This is a genomic window from Streptomyces sp. NPDC096105, assembly GCF_044763335.1.
GTDB lineage: Bacteria > Actinomycetota > Actinomycetes > Streptomycetales > Streptomycetaceae > Streptomyces.
The window spans coordinates 1-19,747 of sequence record NZ_JBIWGC010000009.1 but is presented as its reverse complement, the minus strand read 5'-3'; the positions used below and the strand labels follow the sequence as shown (position 1 = coordinate 19,747).

The window sequence follows — 19,747 nt, the reverse complement described above, 5'->3', positions numbered from 1 at the left end:
CGTCACCGTTCCGTTCCAAGTTCACGGCCCGCCGAGGGCGGTACGGTCAGCGGCGGTTCACCGCGCTGCCCGCCTTCCACTCCTTCCAGTCCATGTTCCAGCCGCCGAGGCCGTTGTCCGGCGCGACCGTGCGGTCCTTGCTGTTGACCACCTCGACGACGTCGCCGATCAGGCTGCGGTCGAAGAACCAGCCCGCCGGGGTGTCCGCGCTGCCGCCCTTCACGTCGCGCAGGCCGACGCAGCCGTGGCTGACGTTGCCGCTTCCGAACACCTCGGGCGCCGCCCAGTAGTTGCCGTGCAGGAAGGTGCCGGAGCTGGTCAGCCGGATGGCGTGCGGGACGTCGGGGATGTCGTACTCGCCGCCGAAGCCGACCGTGCGGCTGTTCATGCGGGTGACCTCGAACATCTCGGTGATCACCATTTTGCCGTTGTACGTGGGCGTCCTGGCCGCGCCCGCCGTGACCGGCACGGTGGCGAGCAGTTCCCCGTCCCGGCGGACCCGCATGGTGTGGGCGGCGGCGTCGACCACGGACACCTGGCTGCGGCCGACGGTGAAGGTGAAGGTGCGGCGCTGCAGGCCGTAGACACCGGGCGCGCCCTCGACGTCGCGCAGGTCCAGGTCGACGGTGACCTCGGTGCCGGGCTTCCAGTAGTGCTCGGGGCGGAAGTCGAGCCGGGTGCCGCCGAACCAGTGGGGCCGGATCTCGACGGCGGGCCGTGCGGTGACCCGGACCGCGCGTTCCACGGCCGCGCGGCGGGTGATCTTCCGGTTGAACTCCAGGGAGACGATCATCCCGGTGCCGACGGTGGAGCGGTCCTCGGGGGCGACGTAGCCGATGAAGCGTTCCTCCGGGACGTGCGTGGTGAAGGTGGTGCGCCGGGCGGAGCGGCGTCCCTCGCCGTCGACGGCGACGGCGTCGACCGTGTACTTCGCGGCGAGCGCCAGCCGTTCGTCGTCCGGCTTCCAGGTGCGCCCGTCGCCGGAGACGCGACCCGGGACGGGCGACTCGCGCGCGTCCTGCGACACGACCGCCCTCACCGACTCCAGCCGGCCCTCCGCCACCCGCACCCGCAGGTGCTCGCCGGGACGGACGCCGGTGCTGCCGTCGCGCGGGGACACCTGGACGACGTCCCCGCGCCCCGGCGGCCCGAACGCCCCCGGAACGGGACCCCCCGGGCTGCACCCGGCCGTCGCGGCCAGCAGTCCTGCCCCTGTCACTACGACGGCCAGCGCGGCCCTCGCGCGCCGTGCGCGCCCTTGTACGTGCCTCACGCGGTACCCAACGACGGGCGTCGCCTCCGGGAAACGACCATGCCGTCCCCCGGGGAAACGTGAGTGCGAGGCGCGCTCTGGGCAGAACTGTGGGAGGACGACGCACCGGGGAGCCGCGGCCGGAGCCGCACGGGCCGTGGCTCCCCTGTCCGCCGTCGTCCCCCACGAGCCGCGGGAGGCTGACAGGTGTCCAGCGCAGCCGAGCAGGAGGCGGTGGCCGGAGAGCGGGCCACCGGGGACGGGCGTCCGGCCGTCGTCGTGAACGGCGCACGGCCGGCGCGGCCCGCGCCCACGGTGCCCGTCCGGCCGGGCCGGCCGACGCCGCTGGGCGCCCGGTTCCGCACCGGCCCGGACGGGGTGGCGGGGACCAACTTCGCGCTCTGGGCGGGCGGGGCGGAGGGGGTGGAGCTGTGCCTGTTCGACGAGCACGGCCGGGAGAGCCGGGCCCGGCTGACCGAGCTGACGCACGGCATCTGGCACGGCTTCGTGCCGGGGGTGCTGCCCGGGCAGCGGTACGGCTACCGGGTGCACGGCCGCTGGGACCCGTGGACCGGCGGGCGCTGGAACCCGGCGAAGCTGCTGCTCGACCCGTACGCCCGGGCCGTCGACGGCGACTTCGTGCTGCCGCCCGAGGTGTACGGGCACGTCCGCGACTGGCCGGAGCAGCATGTCGCGGACACCGTGCGCGACGACCGGGACTCGGCGCCGTTCGTGCCGAAGGGCGTGGTCGTCCACGACGACGACGACTGGGCGGACGACCGGCGGCCGAAGACGCCGTGGGCCGACTCGGTCATCTACGAGCTGCACGTGCGCGGCTTCACCATGCGCCACCCGGACGTCCCGGAGGAGCTGCGCGGCACCTACGCCGGGCTGGCGCACCCGGCGGCGATCGAGCACCTGGTGCGACTGGGGGTGACGGCGGTCGAGCTGCTGCCGGTGCACCAGTTCGCGCACGAGGACCACCTGCTGCGCCGGGGCCTGCGCAACTACTGGGGTTACAACTCCATCGGCTACTTCGCCCCGCACGCCGCCTACGCGGCCTCGGGGACGGCCGGGCAGCAGGTCGGCGAGTTCAAGCGGATGGTGCGGGCACTGCACGCGGCCGGCATCGAGGTGATCCTCGACGTCGTCTACAACCACACCGCCGAGGCGGGCGAGCTGGGCCCCACGCTGTCGTTGAAGGGCGTCGACAACCGCGGCTACTACCGCCTCCAGCCGGACGCCCGCCGCTACGCCGACTACACCGGCTGCGGCAACACCCTGCACGTGGTGCAGCCGCACGTGCTGCGGCTGATCACGGACTCGCTGCGCTACTGGGTGACGGAGATGGGCGTCGACGGCTTCCGCTTCGACCTGGCGGCGGCGCTGGCCCGTTCCATGCACGACGTGGACATGCTGTCGCCGTTCCTCGCGGTGATCGCGCAGGACCCGGTGCTGCGCCGGGTGAAGCTGATAGCGGAGCCGTGGGACGTCGGCTCCGGCGGCTACCAGGTGGGCGCCTTCCCTCCCCTGTGGACGGAGTGGAACGACCGCTACCGGGACGCGGTGCGGGACTTCTGGCGGCACGCGCTGCCGGACGTGCGGGAGATGGGCTACCGGCTGTCCGGGTCCAGCGACCTGTACGCCTGGGGCGGGCGGCGGCCGTACGCCTCGGTCAACTTCGTCACCGCGCACGACGGTTTCACCCTGCGCGACCTGGTGTCGTACGACCGCAAGCACAACGAGGCCAACGGGGAGGGGAACCGCGACGGCACGGACGACAACCGGTCGTGGAACTGCGGCGCGGAGGGCGAGACGGACGACGGGGACGTGCGCGCCCTGCGGCGGCGGCAGCTGCGGAACCTGCTGACGACGCTGCTGCTGTCGACGGGCGTGCCGATGCTGGTGGCCGGCGACGAGATGGGCCGCACCCAGCGCGGCAACAACAACGCCTACTGCCAGGACAGCGAGATCGGCTGGGTGGACTGGAGCCTGCGGGACGCCCCGGAGTGGCGGCCGCTGTTCGCGCTGGCCTCGCGGCTGATCGCGCTGCGCCACCGGCACCCGGTGCTGCGCCGCCGCTCGTTCTTCTCCGGCCGGGCGCACTCCGCGGACGGGCTGCGGGACCTGGCCTGGTTCACCCCGCACGGCCGGGAGATGACCGAGGGCGACTGGTACGCGCCGGCCGCCACGCTCGGCATGTACCTCTCCGGCCGGGACATCCCGGGACGCGACGAGCAGGGCGCGCCGGTGCTCGACGACAGCTTCCTGGCCGTCCTGCACGCGGGCGCGGACCCGGTCGGCTTCCTGCTGCCGGGACCGCCGTGGGCCGAGCGGTACGAGGTGGTCGTCGACACCTCACGGGAGGAGCAGGACCGGGCGCCCGGCGTGGTGCACCGCGCGGGGGCGCCGGTCACCGTGCCGGGGCGGTCGGTGCTGCTGCTACGGGTGCTGCCCTGACGCCCGGCGTGCGCAGGCGCGCGGTCAGCCGAGGATGCCCCGGTCGTACGCCGTCGCCACGGCCGCCGCCCGGTCCTTGGCGCCCAGCCTGGCGAGGACGTGTGTCAGACGCGTCTTGGGGGCCCGGCCGTTCGGCGAGCGGGCGCCGGTCGGCGGGGCGGGGGTGGAAGGAGGCGCAGAGCTCCAGGGCCTCGCGGACGGTCGGCTCGGACTGGAGTCCGCTCTGCCGGAGCCGCGCGCCGAGGACGCGGGTGACCTCCTCGTGGTCGGCGACGGGGCCGAGTCCGGCGACCCGGACCCGCCCGGCGTCGGGACGCGCAGCCCCTCCACGCACTCCACGGTGGTGGTCCTGCCGGCGCCGTCGGGGCCGTGGATGCCGAAGATCCCGCCCTCGTCGGCGGAGAAGGACACCCCGTCGACGGCGGGCCGGCCGCCGTAGGCCTTGCGCAGGTCGGTGACGCCGATGACGGACATGACGGCCGGTGTTCCGGCGGGCGGGGTGCGCGGACATCGGCCGTCCCGCTCGGCCGCGCATCGTCCGATCGGCCGGTGGAGTGGTACGACTCCCCGGTCCGCGGCGCCCGTTCACCGGGGCACGGCCGCCCGGCGGCGCAGGTCGTAGGTCCTGGGACCGAGGCGGACCGGTCCGGAATTCGGTGGGCAGCGACAGTGGCGAACCGTACTCTCACTGCTGATGCCCACTACACCTTCTCCCCGGGAACCCCGCTCCACCGTGCGGACGCTGCTGCGGCTGTGGCCGTACGTGCGCCCCGTGCGGGCGCGCCTGTTCACCGCCGCGTTCATCGCCGTCCTGGCGTCCTGCATCGGGCTGGTCATCCCGCTCGTGCTGAAGTGGATGGTCGACGGGCCGATCGCCCACCGGGACCCGGCGGGGGTGTGGCTCGGCGCGCTGTACCTGCTGCTGCTCGGGCTGGCGGAGGCGCTGCTGTTCGGGGTGCGGCGCTGGCTGGTGGCGCGGCCGCTGTCGCACGTCGAGGCGGAGATGCGGGCCGGCCTGTACCGGCATCTGCAGCGGCTGCCGATCGCGTTCCACGACCGCTGGCCCTCGGGGCAGTTGCTGTCACGGGCCACCACGGACCTGATGCTGCTGCGCATGTTCCTGGCGTTCCCGTTGACGTTCCTGCTGGTCAACGGGGTGACGATCCTGATCGGCGTGATCATCATGCTGGTCCAGGACTGGACGCTGGGGCTGGTCATCCTGGTGCCCGCGGTGCCGGTGCTGATCACCTGCGTGGTGTTCGAGAAGCGGTACTCGAGCGCGGCGCGGCAGGCGCAGGACCAGGTGGGCGATCTGACGACCGTGGTCGAGGAGAGCGTGCTCGGCATCCGGATCATCAAGGGGTTCGGCCGGCACCGCAGCCAGGCGCGCGCGTTCCGGGAGCTGTCGGGGAAGCTGCGGGGCACGGAGCTGCACAAGGCGCGGCTGCTGGCGACGATCCTCGGCGTGATCGTGACCCTGCCCGAACTGGCCATCGGGGCGGCGCTGGTGCTGGGCGCGGTGCAGGTGGCGGACGGCTCGCTGTCGGCGGGCACGCTGGTGGCGTTCCTGTCCACGGCGCTGGCGCTGCGCTGGCCGGTGGACTCGATCGGCTTCCTGCTGGCGATGAGCCAGGAGGCGGCGACGGCCACCGAGCGGTACTTCGAGGTGATGGACGCGGAGCCGGAGTCCGGCACCACGGCGTCCGCCGGGAAGCACAGCGGCCCCCGGGAGGGCGGGCTGCGGTTCGAGAACGTCACCTTCCGCTATCCGGACGCCCCCGAGGGCTCGCCGCCCGTGCTGGACCGCGTCGACCTGCACATCCGGCCCGGCGAGTCGCTGGCGCTCGTCGGTGCGACCGGCAGCGGCAAGACCACGCTGACCGCGCTCGTGCCCCGGCTGCACGAGGTCACCGAGGGGCGCATCACCCTCGACGGGCGGGACATCACGGCGATGTCCCGGGAGGAGCTGCGCTCCCGCGTGGCCGTCGCCTTCGAGGAGCCGACGCTGTTCTCCGCGACCGTCGGCGAGAACGTCCTGATGGGCGGCGGCAGCGGCGAGGAGGACCTGGAGCGCGCGCTGGCCGTCGCCCAGGCCGACTTCGTACACGCGCTGCCGCAGGGCACCGCCACCCAGGTCGGCGAGCAGGGCCTGAGCCTGTCCGGCGGGCAGCGGCAGCGGCTCGCGCTCGCCCGCGCGGTCGTGGGGCGCCCCGGCTTCCTGGTGCTGGACGATCCGCTGTCCGCGCTGGACGTGCACACCGAGGCCGCGGTCGAGGCCGCGCTGCGCCGGGTGCTCGCCGACACCACGGCGCTGATCGTGGCGCACCGCCCGTCCACGGTGCTGCTCGCCGACCGGGTGGCGCTGCTGTCCGGCGGGCGGATCACGGCGGTCGGCACCCACCACGAACTGCTGCGCGGCAATGCCGAGTACGCCCACCTCATGTCGGGCGACCCGGCGGAGGAACTGGAGGAGCAGCGATGACGGCGGCCACGACCGCACCCGTCCGCGACGAGGACGACGACCGGTCACCGGAGCAGGGCGGCGGCGACCCCTTCGACCGGGACGTGCTGCCCACTCCCCCGGGCGCCACCGGCGCGCTGCTGCGCTCCCTGCTCGCGCCGATGCGCGGCCGGGTGGCGCTGACCGCGCTGTTGCTGCTGCTCCAGCAGGCCGCCGTGCAGGCCGGTCCGCTGCTGGTGGCGTACGCGATCGACCGGGCGGTGCCCGCGTTCCGCGGCGACGACCACGGGCCGCTGATCGCGGTGGCGGTGGGGTACCTGCTGTGCGCGTCGGCGGCCGGCGCGCTGCAGTACGCGTTCGTCACCGCGTCCGCCCGGGTCAGCCAGGACGTGCTGCTCGACCTGCGCGGCCGGATCTTCCGGCACGCGCAGGCGCTGAGCGTGGACTTCCACGAGCGCTACACCTCCGGCCGGCTGATCTCCCGTTCCACCACCGACGTCGAGTCGCTGCGGGAGCTGCTGGAGGAGGGCCTGCAGGAACTGGTGACGACCATCCTGTCCGCCGTGTACATCTCGGCGCTGCTGCTGTGGCTGGACCTGGGGCTGGGCGCGGTGGCGGTGGCGTCGTTCCTGCCGCTGTACCTGCTGGTGCGGTCGTACCAGCGGCGGGCGCGGCGGGTGTACCGGCGGCGGTCGACGGCGATCGCCGCGGTGATCGTGAAGTTCGTCGAGACGATGAACGGCATCCGTCCGGTGCGCGCCTTCCGCCGTGAGCGGGCCAACGACGCCGACTTCGCGGTGCTGAACCGGCGGCACGAGAAGACCAACGGCGACGCGCTGCTGGAGATGGCCCGCTACGTCGTCGGCTCCCGGGTGACCGCCAACACCACGGTGGCGCTGATCGTGCTGTGGGGCGCCTACCGGGTGGCCGGGGAGACGCTGGCGCTCGGCGTGCTGGCGGCGGCCGTGCTGTACCTGCGGCGGCTGTACGACCCGATCGACCGGCTGGGCATGTTCCTCAACTCGGCGCAGTCGGCGGCGGCCTCGCTGGAGAAGATCGCCGGCCTGCTGGCGCAGACCCCGTCCGTGCCCGAGCCGGCGGCCCCCCGCGAGCTGCCGGGGCGGCGCCCCGCTCTCCCCGGGCGCGAGGTGGTCTTCGACGACGTGCGGTTCGCGTACCGCACCGGCGGCGAGGTGCTGCCCCGCTTCGGGCTCACCCTGCCGGCCGGGCAGACCGTCGCGGTCGTCGGCTCCACCGGCGCGGGCAAGTCGACGCTGGCGAAGCTGCTCGCCCGGTTCTACGACCCCACCGGCGGACGGGTGCTGCTCGACGGCGTCGACCTGCGCGACCTGACGGGACGGGACCTGCGGCGCGAGGTGGTGATGGTGACCCAGGAGGCGTTCCTGTTCTCCGGGACGGTCGCCGAGAACATCGCGATCGGCCGTCCGGAGGCCACCCGGGAGGAGATCGAACAGGCGGCCAAGGAGATCGGCGCGCACGACTTCATCGCCGCACTGCCCGACGGCTACGACACGGACGTCCGCAAGCGCGGCGGCCGTATCTCGGCCGGCCAGCGCCAGCTGGTGGCGTTCGCGCGGGCGTTGCTCGCGGACCCGGCGGTGCTGATCCTGGACGAGGCGACCAGTTCGCTGGACGTTCCCGGCGAGCGGGCGGTGCAGCGGGCGATGGCCACGGTGCTGAAGGGCCGTACGGCGGTGGTGATCGCGCACCGGCTGTCCACCGTGGAGATCGCGGACCGGGTGCTGGTGATGGAGCGCGGGCGGATCGTGGAGGACGGCAGCCCGGACGAACTCATCGGCGGCACGGGCCGGTTCGCGGATCTGCACCGGGCCTGGCGGGACAGCCTGGTGTGACGCCCCGCCGAGGGGGCCGCCGTCGGGGGGCCGCTCCCGGGGCCGCGACGGGGGACCGACCGAGAGGAGCGCACCGGTGGCGGAGGCGACGTCGATGCTGCTCGCCCGTCTGCACGCGGCCGGGCTGACCGATGTCGGCACGGTCGAGCCGGCCTCCGGGGGCCTCGCCGCGACCGCGGGGCTGGCGCGCCGCGCGGACGGCACACCGGTGTTCGTGAAGGCGTTCGGCGAGCCGCCGGCGGACGACGCCTTCGCCGCGGAGGCCGAGGGGCTGACGGTGCTGCGCGAGGCGGGCGGCGTCACCACGCCGGACGTCGTCCTCGCGGACCGGGACCTGCTCGTGCTGTCGGTGCTGCGTCCCCGGCCGGACACGGAGGCGTTCTGGGAGGCGTGCGCGCACGCGGTCGCCCGGCTGCACACCGGCACGCGGCACGACCGGTTCGGCTGGCACCGGGACAACTGGCTGGGCCGCCGCCGTCAGGTCAACACCTGGACGGACGACGGGTTCGAGTTCTTCGCCCGGCACCGGCTGCTGCGCTGGCTCGACGAGCCCCGGGTCCACCGGGCGCTGGACGCCGCCGACCGGCAGGCGCTGGAGCGGCTGTGCGACCGGCTGCCCGAGCTGCTGCCGGCCCGGCCCGCCTGCCTGACGCACGGCGACCTGTGGGCGCAGAACGTCATGGCCGCCCCCGACGGGCGGCCCGCGCTGATCGACCCCGCCGTGTCGTACACCTGGGCGGAGGTGGACCTGGCCCACCTGTGGACGACTTCACCCCCGCCCGAGGCGCGGGTGTTCTTCGAGCGGTACGCCGAGCTGACCGGGCTCGACGCCGGCTGGCGGGACCGGATGCCCGTCCTCCAGCTGCGGCAGCACCTTGCCGTGATCGCCCAGTTCGAGCCCGACTGGGGCGCCGCCGGACACGTACGGGCCACGCTCGCGCCGTTCCGGAAGCGCCCGTGAGAGCGACCGGCGCGACGACGGGGCACACCGGCCGCCGGGCCGTACGGGGAGGGGAACGGACGTGATCGACGCCTACGGGGATCCCGGCACGCCCGACGGGCGCGGCGGGGCCCGCTACCTGTGGTGGCTGGTGCGCCGGCAGCCGGGGCGCTGCGTGGCGGGGGCGGTGTACGGCAGTGTGTGGATGGTGCTGCTGGCGGCGGTGCCGTACCTGATGTCGCGGGCGGTGGACGACGGGCTGGGGCCGGGCGACATGACGGCGCTGGCCGGCTGGGCCGGCGCCCTGGTCCTGGTGACCGCCTTCAACGCCTGGCTGAGCATGATGCGGCACCGCACGATGACGATGGTCCGGATGGACGCCACCTTCCGCACGGTGAAGGTGGTCGTCGGGCACACCGTGAGGCTGGGCGCGGCGCTGGAGCGGCGGGCGGCGGCCGGGGAGGTCGTGACCATCGGGGTGGGCGACGTGCAGGTGATCGCCCAGTCGCTCACCGCCGTCGGGCCGGGGTTCGGCGCGGTCGTGGCGTACGCGGCGGTGGCGGGGCTGCTGCTGTCGGTGTCGCCGCTGCTGGCCGTGGTGGTGCTGCTCGGGGTGCCGGTGATCGGGCTGGTCGTGGGGCCGCTGATGGGGCGGCTCCAGGGCACGGAGACGGAGTACCGGCAGCGGCAGGGCGTGCTGACCGCCCGGATCGGGGACCTCGCGGGCGGGCTGCGGGTGCTGAGCGGGCTGGGCGGCAAGGGGCTGGTCGCGGACGCGTTCCGCCGCGACTCGGGGCGGCTGCGGGAGCAGGGCTACCGGGTGGGGGCGGTGACGAGCTGGATGCAGGCGCTGGCCGCGGGGCTGCCGACGCTGTTCCTCGCGGTGGTGACCTGGATCGCGGCGCGGCAGGCCGCGCAGGGGGACATCAGCATCGGTGAACTGGTGTCGGTGTACGGGTACGTGACCGTCCTGGTGTGGCCGGTGATGTTCCTGGTCGAGTGCGGCTACTACCTCAGCCGGGGCGTGGTGGCGGCCGGGCGGGTGGCGGCGCTGCTGCGGATCCAGCCGCCGCCGGACGCGGCCACCGCCGACCCGCCGGCCGAGCCGTCCGCGCTGGACGACCCGGAGTCGGGGGTGCGGGTGCCGCCCGGGCGGCTGACCGCGCTGGTGTGCGCCCGGCCCGCGGACGCGGCGGCCGTGGTGGACCGGCTGGGCCGGTACGCGCCGTCGGACGTCACCTGGGGCGGGGTCCGGCTGGACGAGATCGCGCTCGCGCGGGTGCGGGAGCGGATCCTGGTCGCCGACCCGGAGGCCGCGCTGTTCGCGGGCCCGCTGCGGGAGGTGGTGGCGGGCCGGGGCGGGGCGTCCGACGCGGAGGTGCTGCGCGCGCTGCACGCGGCGGCCGCCGACGACGTCGTGCGCGGACTGCCCGGCGGGCTGGACTCGGTGGTGTCCGCGCAGGGGCGCAGCCTCTCCGGCGGCCAGCGGCAGCGGGTCCGGCTGGCCCGGGCCCTGCTCGCCGACCCCGAGGTGCTGCTGGCGGTGGAGCCGGCCTCGGCGCTCGACGCGCACACCGAGGCCCTGGTCGCCGACCGGCTGCGCGCCGCGCGGCAGGGCCGTACGACCGTGCTGGCCACCACCTCGCCGCTGGTGCTGGACCGGGCCGACCGGGTGCTCTTCCTGGTCGACGGGAAGGTGGCGGCGAGCGGCGCCCACCGCGAACTGCTGGACGGCGAACCGGAGTACCGGCTCCTCGTGGCCAGGGACGCCGGGCAGGACGCCCCCGAGGAGGTGACGGGATGAGCGGGGAGCGGCTTCCGGTGGCGGGACCGGCCGACGTCCGCCGGGCGGCCGGGGAGCTGGTGCGGGCGGACGGCCGGGCCGTCGCGGGCGTGCTGGCGCTGAACGGCCTGGCGGCCCTGGCCGGTCTGGCCGGGCCGTGGCTGCTCGGGCGGATCGTCGACGAGGTGCGGGCGGGCGGCGGCACCGCGGTGGTGGACCGGCTGGCGCCGGTCATCCTGGCGTGCGCGGTGGCGCAGCTGCTGCTGTCCCGCTGGGCCCGCTTCGTGGGACACCGGTTCGGCGAGCGGACGCTGGCGCGGGTGCGGGAGCGGTTCGTGGACCGGGTGCTGGCGCTGCCCTCCGCCGTGGTGGAGCGGGCGGGCACCGGTGATCTGACGACGCGGGGCACGGCCGACGTGACCGCCGTGGGCACCACGCTGCGCGACGCCGGTCCCTCGATGCTGGTCAACGCGGTGCAGTCGTTGTTCGTCATGGCCGCGATCCTGTTCGTCGACCCCTTGCTGGGCGCCCTGGGGCTGCTGTGCCTCACCCCGATCCGGCTGGTGCTGCGCTGGTACCTGCGGCGGGCCCGGGACGCGTACCTCGCCGAGGGCGCGGCCAGCTCGGACGTGGCCGAGGTGGTCGCGTCGACGGCGTCGGGCGCTCGTACCGTGGAGGCGCTGCGGATGGAGGAGCGGCGGGTCCGGGCGAGCCGGGAGGCGCTGGAGGCGTCCCGCCGCGCCCGCATGCGCACGCTGTTCCTGCGCTCGGTGTTCTTCCCCGTGGTCGAGCTGTCGTACGTGGTGCCGGTGGCCGGGGTGCTGCTGTGCGGCGGGTGGCTGCACGGGCGGGGCGCGGTGAGTCTCGGCGCGGTGGTGGCGGCCTCGCTGTATCTGCTGCAGCTGAGCGGCCCGCTGGACGAGGTGCTGATGCGGCTGGAGCAGCTCCAGGCGAGCGGCGCCTCGTTCGCCCGGGTGGAGGGGCTGGCCCGGGCGCCGCGCGCGGCGGGGCGGAGCGACGTCCCGGACCCGGCCGGGGACCGTATCGACGTGACCGGGGTGCGCTACGCGTACGACGGGGGCGGCGAGGTGCTGCGCGGGGTGGACCTGACGGTGAGGCCGGGCGAACGGCTGGCGGTGGTGGGGCCGTCGGGCGCGGGCAAGACCACGCTGAGCCGGCTGCTGGCGGGGGTGGACGCGCCGACCGCCGGGAGCGTGACCGTGGGCGGGGTGCCGGTGGCGTCGCTGGACCCGGAACGGCTGCGCCGGCAGGTGGTGCTGGTGACCCAGGAGCACCATGTCTTCCTCGGGTCGGTCCGGGACAACCTGCGGATCGCCGCACCGGACGCCGGGGACGAGGAACTGTGGGCGGCGCTGGCCGTGGTGGGCGCGGACGGCTGGGTGCGGGAGCTGCCGCGCGGCCTGGACACCGGGCTGGGCGAGGGCGGTCACCCCACGGACGGCCCGCAGGCGCAGCAACTGGCCCTGGCGCGCGTGGCGCTGGCCGATCCGCACACGCTGATCCTCGACGAGGCCACCGCCCTGCTCGACCCGACGACGGCCCGGCACGCCGAGCGGGCGCTGGCCGCCGTGCTGGAGGGCCGTACGGTCGTCGCCGTCGCGCACCGGCTGCACACCGCGCACGACGCGGACCGGGTGGCGGTGATGGAGGACGGCCGGGTCTCCGAACTGGGGACGCACGACGCCCTGGTGGCGGCGGACGGGGTGTACGCGGCGCTGTGGCGGTCCTGGCACGGGGACCGGCCGGCCGGCGCGCCGTGAGGCCGGCGGCCGGGGTCCGTCACGGCGGCGGGCCCGGCCGCCCGGGTCGGGGCCCTCTCCCTTCTGTCCGCATAACGGACGCCTCCCCCCGGACACCGAACGGATTCCGGCCAACTTCCTGACGCGCCCCTGACAGAAACCGCGATCCCCTGCCACTCTTCCCACGGCCGCTGCACAGCAACCCCACAGCTTCGGCTGCCCGTTGCCCGACGGCCACTGCTCGGAGCACTTCCGTTCTGCCCGGCCGGCTGACCCGCCGATCGGTCTCCCCAGGCCGCGCACCCCCGCGGCCCCGCAGAAGGAGTCAGCGTTGAGAAGCAGGACGTCCCACAGACGCACCCCCCGCACCCCGCAGCGCCGCGCCGCCGCCGTCGCCCTCGCCGGGGTGGCCGCGCTGATCGCCACGGCCGTGCAGTCCGGCGCCGCCACCGCCGCCCCCGACACGGCGCCCCGGGCCGCGAGCGCCGCAGCGCCCGGCGCGGAGTCGGTGCGGCTCACCCCCGCCCAGCGCGCCGCGCTGATCCGCGAGGCGGAAGCCGCCACGGCGCGGACCGCCAGGGACCTCGGCCTGGGCGCGAAGGAGAAGCTCGTCGTCCGCGACGTCCTCAAGGACCGTGACGGCACCGTGCACGTCCGCTACGAGCGCACCTACGACGGGCTGCCCGTCCTCGGCGGCGACCTGGTCGTCCAGGGCGACACGGCCGGCGAGGCGGACAAGGTCGTCAAGGCGACCCGCGCCGCGGTCAAGCCCGCCACCACCGCCGCGAAGGTGCCGGCCGCGAAGGCCGAGCAGCTGGCCCTGTCCGCCGCGAAGGCCGAGCGGGCCGAGGGCGCGGACGTCGACCGGGCCCCGCGCAAGGTGATCTGGGCGGCGGACGGAAAGCCGGTCGTGGCGTACGAGACGGTCGTCGGCGGCCTGCAGCACGACGGCACCCCGCAGGAACTGCACGTCGTCACCGACGCCACCACCGGCGAGAAGCTGTACGAGTGGCAGGCCGTGCACAACGGCACCGGCCACACCGTCTACAGCGGCACCGTGGACCTGACGACCACCCGGTCCGGCTCGACGTACAGCCTGACCGACGGGGCGCGCGGCAACCACCGCACGTACAACCTCAACCGCGGCACCTCCGGCACCGGCACCCTGTTCTCCGGGTCCGACGACGTCTGGGGCGACGGCAGTCCCTCCAACCTGGAGTCGGCCGCCGCCGACGCCCACTACGGGGCCGCGCTGACCTGGGACTACTACAAGAACGTGCACGGCCGCAACGGCATCCGCGGGGACGGCGTCGGCGCGTACTCCCGGGTCCACTACGGCAACAACTACGTCAACGCCTTCTGGTCGGACAGCTGCTTCTGCATGACCTACGGCGACGGCTCCGGCAACGCCAACCCGCTCACCTCGATCGACGTGGCCGCGCACGAGATGACCCACGGCCTCACCTCGAACACCGCGGGCCTGGTCTACAGCGGCGAGTCCGGCGGCCTCAACGAGGCGACCAGCGACATCTTCGGCTCGACCGTCGAGTTCTACGCGAACAACTCCTCCGACGTCGGTGACTACCTCATCGGCGAGGAGATCGACATCAACGGCAACGGCACGCCGCTGCGCTACATGGACAAGCCCAGCAAGGACGGCCGGTCCAAGGACTCCTGGTACTCCGGCATCGGCTCGATCGACGTGCACTACTCGTCGGGCGTGGCGAACCACTTCTTCTACCTGCTCGCCGAGGGCAGCGGCACCAAGACCGTCAACGGGGTCACCTACGACTCCCCCACCTCCGACGGCCTGCCGGTCACCGGCATCGGCCGCGCCAAGGCGGAGAAGATCTGGTTCCGCGCGCTCACCACGAAGTTCACCTCCACCACCAACTACGCGGCGGCCCGCACCGGCACCCTGGCGGCGACCGGTGAGCTGTACGGCACGGACAGCGCCGAGTACAAGGCGGTGCAGGACGCCTGGGCGGCCGTCAACGTCGGCACGCGCTCCGGCGGCCCCGGAGGCGGCGGCACCACCTTCGAGTCCACCGCCGACGTGGCGATCCCGGACGCCGGCGCCGCGGTGACGTCCGCGATCACCGTCACCGGCCGCACCGGCAACGCGCCGAGCAACCTCAGGGTCTCGGTGGACATCGTGCACACCTGGAGCGGTGACCTGGTCGTCGACCTGCTGGCCCCGGACGGCACGTCGTACCGGCTGCGCGACCGCACCGGCGGTTCGGCGGACAACATCAACGAGACGTACACCGTCGACGCGTCGTCGGAGACGGCCAACGGCACCTGGCGGCTGCAGGTGCGGGACATGGCCCGCTACGACACCGGCCACATCAGCGGCTGGAGCCTGACCTTCCCGTAGACGGACACCGCCGCGGCGCCGTTCCGGCCGCCCGGCGGCACCTGGAGCCCACCGCTCCGGGTGTCGCCGGGGTTCGCCGTCCCACCGCCTAGGCTTGGGTCTCATGTCTTCGGCGGACTTCACCTACGACCACGTCGGCGCGAGCCGGGATCCCGACTTCTGCCCTCCCGGTTTCCACCACCTGAGGGAGCGCACCCGGCTCGGTGAGGGGGAGAAGGTCTTCCGGCAGGCCGCCGACGCGCTGTTCACCTGGGAGCTGCACCGGGAGATGGGCGTCGGCGTCGACGTCTCGGCGGACCGGGCGGCGCCGGACGTCGAGGTCACCGTCACCCTGGCCGGGCTGGTGAAGGCGCCCTGCCGGGTGGTGTGGACGACGGAGGAGCACCGCACGGCCGGCTGGGCCTACGGCACGCTGGCCGGCCACCCGGAGAGCGGCGAGGAGGCGTTCGTCGTGCACCGTACGGGCGACGGGACGGTGTGGCTGACGGTCTCGGCGTTCAGCAGGCCGGCCCGCTGGTACGCCCGGGCCGGCGGCCCCGCCACCCGCTCCCTCCAGCACGCCTACGCCCGCCGCGCCGGCAAGACCCTCCGCCGGCTGGCGACACGGGGAGTGGAGGACGCCTGAGCCGCCTGCGGGCCGTCGCGTCCCCGCCGGCACGGACGGGCGCGGGCGGCACCCCCGCCGGGCCGCACCGCCCGCGCCCGCCCCGGCCGACGGCCACGTCACCTCATCAATAACCCCGCCGCCCCGGCCACGTCCTCCGACGGCACGGCCACCAGTCCCAGCTCCGCCCCGGACGCCAGCAGCCGGTGACTCGGCAGCACCCGCACCGTGTACCCGAACGGCCCCGTACGGTCCAACGCCAACGGCCCCTCGTACACCCACTCGTCCCCCGGCGCGGGCGCCCCCACCGGCTTCAACGGCACGGCGGCCGCCTCCGTGATGCGGTCCTCCTCGTCCACCCGCCCGGACACCGCCTGCACCTCGACGTCCTCCGGCCGCAGACTGCCGAGCCCCACCCGCACCCGCAGGGTGAGCGTGCTGCCCAGCTCCGCGGTGGCCGAGGCCACGGACGCCTCGACGTGGTCGACGGTCACCCCGTGCCACGCCCCCCGCACCGTCTCCTTCCACTCGGCCAGCTCTCGCGCGGCAGCGGCGTTCATCGCCCGGTGCGCGTGCGCGGCCGGCGTGTACAGCCGCTCCACGTACTCCCGCACCATGCGCCCGGCCAGCACCTTCGGCCCGAGCAGGCTCAGCGTCCGCCGCACCATCTCGATCCAGCGGTCCGGCAGCCCGCTGCGCCCGCGCTCGTAGAAGGTGCGGGTCACCCGCTGCTCCAGCAGGTCGTACAGCGCCGCGGCCTCTATGTCGTCACGCCGGTCGGCGTCGTCCCCCACTGCCGAAAGCGTGGGGGTGCCCCCACCGGCGCCGTCCGCCGTGGGGATCGCCCAGCCGAAGTCGGGCTGGAACCACTCGTCCCACCAGCCGTCCAGCACGGACAGGTTGAGCCCGCCGTTGAGCGCGGCCTTCATCCCGCTGGTGCCGCACGCCTCCAGCGGGCGCAGCGGGTTGTTCAGCCAGATGTCGCAGCCGGGGTACAGCTTCTGCGCCATGGCCATGCCGTAGTCGGGCAGGAAGACGATCCGGTGCCGCACGCGCGGGTCGTCGGCGAACCGCACCAGCTCCTGGATGAGCCGCTTGCCGCCGTCGTCCGCCGGGTGCGCCTTGCCCGCGACCACGATCTGCACCGGCCGCTCGGGGTGCAGCAGCAGGTCCGTCAGCCGGTCCCGGTCCCGCAGCATCAGCGTCAGCCGCTTGTACGACGGGACACGCCGGGCGAAGCCGATGGTGAGCACGTCCGGGTCCAGCACGCCGTCGATCCAGCCCAGTTCGGCGGTCCCGGCGCCGCGCTGCCGCCAGGAGGCGCGCAGCCGTTCCCGCACCTCCAGCACGAGCAGTTCGCGCAGCGACCGGCGCAGGTCCCAGATGTCCTGGTCGGGGATGTCGGCGACGGAGTCCCAGCGGTCGGAGTCGCCGATGCTGAGCGCCTCCTCCGCGCGCCGGGTGCCGATCTGCCGGGCGCCGAGCCGGTACACCTCGGGGGCGACCCAGGTGGGCGCGTGCACCCCGTTGGTGACGGAGGTGATGGGCACCTCCTCGGGGTCGAACCCGGGCCACAGTCCGGCGAACATCTCCCGGCTGACCTGGCCGTGCAGCAGGGACACGCCGTTGGCCCGCTGGGCGAGGCGCAGGCCCATCACGGCCATGTTGAACAGGTTGGGCTCGCCGCCGGGATGGGTCTCCATGCCGAGCCGCAGGATGCGGTCGGTCTCCAGGTGCGGCAGTTCCGCGTGCGGGCCGAAGTGCCGGGCGACCAGTTCGCGGTCGAAGCGGTCGATGCCGGCCGGGACGGGCGTGTGCGTGGTGAACACGGTCCCGGCGCGGACCGCCTCCAGGGCCGCGTCGAAGTCGAGCCCCTCGGCGCGCAGTTCCGCCATCCGCTCCAGGCCGAGGAACCCGGCGTGCCCCTCGTTGGTGTGGAACACCTCGGGCGCCGGGTGCCCGGTGAGCCCGCAGTACGCGCGGACCGCGCGGACGCCTCCTATGCCGAGCAGCATCTCCTGGAGCAGCCGGTGCTCGCTGCCGCCGCCGTAGAGCCGGTCGGTCACCCCGCGCTCGCCGATGTCGTTCTCCTCGACGTCGGAGTCGAGCAGGAGCAGCGGGATCCTGCCCACCTGGGCGACCCAGATGCGGGCCCGCAGGGAGCGCTCGCCGGGCAGGGCGAGGGTGATCTGGGCGGGCGTGCCGTCGGCCTCCTTGAGCTGGTCCAGGGGCAGCTCGTGCGGGTCGAGGACGGGGTAGTGCTCCTGCTGCCAGCCGTCCCGGGACAGGGACTGGCGGAAGTAGCCGTGCCGGTAGAGCAGGCCGACGCCGATCAGGGGGGCGCCGAGGTCGCTGGCGGCCTTGAGGTGGTCGCCGGCGAGGATGCCGAGCCCGCCGGAGTACTGCGGCAGGGCGGCGGTGATGCCGAACTCGGGGGAGAAGTAGGCGACGGCCGCGGGCAGCCGGCCGCTCTGCCGCTGGTACCAGCGGTCGCCGGTCATGTAGGTGTGCAGGTCGTCCGCGACCGCGGCGAGGCGGTCGAGGAAGTCGCCGTCGCCGGCCAGTTCGGTGAGCCGCTCGGCCGGCACGCTGCCCAGCAGGCGCACGGGGTCGCCGCCGGCCGCGGCCCAGCGTTCGGGGTCGACGGAACGGAAGAGGTCACGGGTTCCGGCGTGCCAGGACCAGCGCAGATTGCGGGCCAGATCGCTCAGCGGCCGGAGCGGTCCGGGGAGGACGGGTCGGACGGTGAATCGACGGATAGCCTTCACAAGCCACCTCGGCGCGTTCGTGAGAGACGCGGTGTGCGTCCGGGTATCGCAGCCGACAGTACCGGCGCGGACACCGTCCGCGGAGGAAGCCGGGGGATACGGGTACCTCCCTGGCCGTGTCCAAACGATTCACCGCACAGCGGACATGGCCGGTTCCGCACGCATGTGCGGTCCTGTCGTGCTTCCCTCCGCGCGTCGCGCCGCCGCTCCGGCCCGCGTGTCCGGCCGTGCGGACCGGGCCGGTCGCCGGGCGGGGCAAGAAACCGGCCGTTTCCGCCGCCCGCCGGGCCGGCACCCTGGTCACCTCCGGGATCCACGTCCCTCGCACCCCCTTCCGCCTCGCCCACCCCAGCGGTCACGCGCCACCGTCCGCGTGCGCCGCGGACATGTCGCCGCGCTCCGGGCCGACGACGGCGGGGGCGGACACGGAAGCCGCTGGTCACCGGGGGTGTCGGACGCCGTACCCCCGGCACGCGCACACCGTCCGCTCCGGGGCCCGCGCGCCGGGGTGTCGCGTCCGCTCCAAGGCGCCCGCCACCCCTGCCGGCCGGTGGGAACGAACCCACCACGGGCGCGCTCCGGACCGGCCGGGCGCCCGGCGGCCCCGGCCGGTCTTGTGTGCCGACATACGCGTGAGTAGTTAACAAAGGGCCGGATTGCCCACCCGGACAGTGTGGGAAGGCTCCTGCGGGTACACCCCACAAAGACCCCGCAGGACCCACCTCCCCACAGTCTTCCGCCCACCCTCGTTGACGCGGACAGGAGCGGTCATGCCCGCCACGCACCACTCGTCATCCCCCTCACCGTCCGGCACGCCGGTCCGCCCGGCCGAGTCCGGCCCTCCCCCGTCCGCCGCGGCCCCGCGGCCCGCCACCGGGAGTCCCGCGCCTCCCGCACCTCCCGAGACCTCCGTCGGCCGCATCCCGGTGCTGGACGTCCGGCCGCTGGTGCGGCAGGGGCGCCGGCCCGCGAAGGCCGTGGTGGGCGAGTCGTTCGAGGTGACGGCGACCGTGTTCCGCGAGGGGCACGACGCGGTCGCGGCCAACGTGGTGCTGAAGGACCCGCAAGGGCGCCCCGGCCCCTTCACGCCGATGCGGGAGCTGGCGCCCGGCACGGACCGGTGGGGGGCGACCGTCACCCCGACCGGGACGGGACTGTGGACCTACGCCGTGGAGGCGTGGGGCGACCCGGTCACCACCTGGCGGCACCACGCGCAGATCAAGGTCCCGGCGGGCATCGACACCGAGGTGGTGCTGGAGGAAGGGGCCCGGCTGCACGAGCGGGCGGCGGAGCGGGTCCCCGGGCCCGAGGACCGGGAGGTGCTGCGCACGGCCGTGGAGGCCCTGCGCGACACGGAGCGTCCGGCGGCGGCCCGCCTGGCGGCGGCGTTGACGCCGGAGGTGGACGCGGTGCTGGCCCGGCATCCGCTGCGGGAGCTGGTCACCAGCAGCGACCCGATGCCGCTGCT

General features: G+C 74.7%; 11 protein-coding genes and 1 pseudogene. 9 read left to right on the top strand and 3 right to left on the bottom strand.

Features of this window, described 5'->3' with window-relative positions; all coding sequences use genetic code 11:
- Positions 1–46 precede the first annotated feature (46 nt).
- Positions 47–1,273 carry an Ig-like domain-containing protein gene (locus tag ACIQ8B_RS16425; RefSeq protein ID WP_403547487.1) on the bottom strand — a complete coding sequence of 409 codons (1,227 nt, stop codon included), beginning with the start codon at positions 1,271–1,273 and terminating at the stop codon, positions 47–49.
- Positions 1,274–1,459: 186 nt separating this feature from the next.
- Here ACIQ8B_RS16425 and glgX point away from each other — a divergent pair, with 186 nt between their 5' ends.
- Entirely contained in the window at positions 1,460–3,712 is a 2,253-nt protein-coding gene (gene glgX, locus ACIQ8B_RS16420; RefSeq protein WP_403547485.1) for a glycogen debranching protein GlgX, read from the top strand.
- 97 nt (positions 3,713–3,809) lie between these two features.
- On the opposite strand, the pseudogene ACIQ8B_RS16415 reads toward glgX, so the two are convergent.
- Positions 3,810–4,186, bottom strand: a pseudogene (locus ACIQ8B_RS16415) (ATP-binding cassette domain-containing protein); the annotation flags it as partial.
- A 220-nt stretch (positions 4,187–4,406) separates the two neighbouring features.
- Between ACIQ8B_RS16415 and ACIQ8B_RS16410 the strand changes: the two are divergent.
- From ACIQ8B_RS16410 to ACIQ8B_RS16380, 7 genes are all read left to right on the top strand, one after another.
- Positions 4,407–6,194 carry an ABC transporter ATP-binding protein gene (locus tag ACIQ8B_RS16410; RefSeq protein WP_403547483.1) on the top strand — a complete coding sequence of 596 codons (1,788 nt, stop codon included), beginning with the start codon at positions 4,407–4,409 and terminating at the stop codon, positions 6,192–6,194.
- Positions 6,191–8,047, top strand: a complete 1,857-nt coding sequence (locus tag ACIQ8B_RS16405; RefSeq protein WP_290010188.1) for an ABC transporter ATP-binding protein — start codon at positions 6,191–6,193, stop codon at positions 8,045–8,047. Before ACIQ8B_RS16410 ends, ACIQ8B_RS16405 begins: the two co-directional genes overlap by 4 nt.
- A gap of 76 nt (positions 8,048–8,123) precedes the next feature.
- Positions 8,124–9,008, top strand: a complete 885-nt coding sequence (locus tag ACIQ8B_RS16400) for a fructosamine kinase family protein (RefSeq protein ID WP_290010189.1) — start codon at positions 8,124–8,126, stop codon at positions 9,006–9,008.
- Positions 9,009–9,069: 61 nt separating this feature from the next.
- Entirely contained in the window at positions 9,070–10,791 is a 1,722-nt protein-coding gene (locus ACIQ8B_RS16395; protein ID WP_403547480.1) for an ABC transporter ATP-binding protein, read from the top strand.
- A complete protein-coding gene (locus tag ACIQ8B_RS16390) occupies positions 10,788–12,551 on the top strand; it encodes an ABC transporter ATP-binding protein (protein ID WP_403547478.1) in 1,764 nt (587 codons plus the stop codon). Before ACIQ8B_RS16395 ends, ACIQ8B_RS16390 begins: the two co-directional genes overlap by 4 nt.
- Positions 12,552–12,861: 310 nt before the next feature.
- Positions 12,862–14,907, top strand: coding sequence for a M4 family metallopeptidase (locus tag ACIQ8B_RS16385; protein ID WP_403547476.1), 2,046 nt, complete (start codon positions 12,862–12,864; stop codon positions 14,905–14,907).
- A 103-nt stretch (positions 14,908–15,010) separates the two neighbouring features.
- Positions 15,011–15,532 carry a DUF1990 domain-containing protein gene (locus tag ACIQ8B_RS16380; protein ID WP_290010193.1) on the top strand — a complete coding sequence of 174 codons (522 nt, stop codon included), beginning with the start codon at positions 15,011–15,013 and terminating at the stop codon, positions 15,530–15,532.
- Positions 15,533–15,630: 98 nt separating this feature from the next.
- On the opposite strand, the gene glgP is transcribed toward ACIQ8B_RS16380, so the two are convergent.
- Complete coding sequence (glgP, locus tag ACIQ8B_RS16375) at positions 15,631–18,279, bottom strand: alpha-glucan family phosphorylase (protein ID WP_403547474.1); 2,649 nt, start codon at positions 18,277–18,279, stop codon at positions 15,631–15,633.
- A 770-nt stretch (positions 18,280–19,049) separates the two neighbouring features.
- Between glgP and ACIQ8B_RS16370 the strand changes: the two genes are divergently transcribed.
- Positions 19,050–19,747: maltotransferase domain-containing protein (locus tag ACIQ8B_RS16370; protein ID WP_403547472.1), on the top strand; the 698-nt coding region annotated here is incomplete at its 3' end.